At 44.0% G+C, this 748-nt stretch carries 1 protein-coding gene and 1 pseudogene; both read right to left on the minus strand.

Translation table 11 applies throughout. From position 1 onward, the window contains the following. A partial coding sequence (locus tag OOZ15_RS19935; RefSeq protein WP_265958187.1) for a hypothetical protein occupies positions 1-299 on the minus strand: 299 nt, incomplete at its 3' end. Between the two features lie 243 nt (positions 300-542). After that, positions 543-748 (minus strand): annotated as a pseudogene (locus OOZ15_RS19940) (hypothetical protein); the annotation flags it as partial.

A 748-nucleotide genomic window follows, 5' to 3' on the forward strand; every position in this document is an offset into this window, starting at 1 on the left:
GGCATGGGTGGTTCAAGGGTCCGGGGCATCATATAGGCCACCACCTCGGTCAGGGAGGCCATCCGTTCGCCTTGCATCTGGACTAATAGGCGTGCCAAGGTAATGTTCTTCAATAGCTGCTGTGGTACGGCATCCTCCCAGGAGGACGGAAAGACGATAATGGGACTGCTCAGGCAATCCATAAAGTCGAAGACAAAATCGGATTCGGTCTTTTTGATGGATTTGGGAGTAGGCTTAAGGTCTGTTATAGGCTCTAGCTCGAAGCCAAAATCAAGTTGTTGCATGTTTGAATGTTCCATGATATCTGTTTTATGGTTCAACAATATTTTCAGACATTTCCAAACGGAAGAGAAAATTTTGGAGCGGCAAGGAAACGGATATAAATAGTGAGGGAGGAACGGCTTTATGCCGTCCCTTGTCCGAGAAATATTTTGCGGGTTTACCTTTCTGTAATATTGGATGAACATATAATTTTCCTTAAAAAAAAACAGAACAAAACAGCCTGCTCTTTCGAGCAGGCTGTTTTAAACTTCTAGGTAGGATTATAGCTCAAAGGCCACAATCTCTGTTTCCAGTTCCGCCTTGCGGGTTTCCAAAGTGGATTGCAAATGTGTTGAAACCAATTTGATCAAGTTGGAATTGGTGGTCTTAAATTCCATCCCGTGGGAATCCCTTAAATAAAAGGAACTGGAATCGCCTTGGTTGTAATTGAACTTGGTGAGTTCATTCAAGGTCTGCACCAGCCGTT

Source organism: Galbibacter kalidii, from assembly GCF_026241135.1.
Classification (GTDB): domain Bacteria; phylum Bacteroidota; class Bacteroidia; order Flavobacteriales; family Flavobacteriaceae; genus Galbibacter.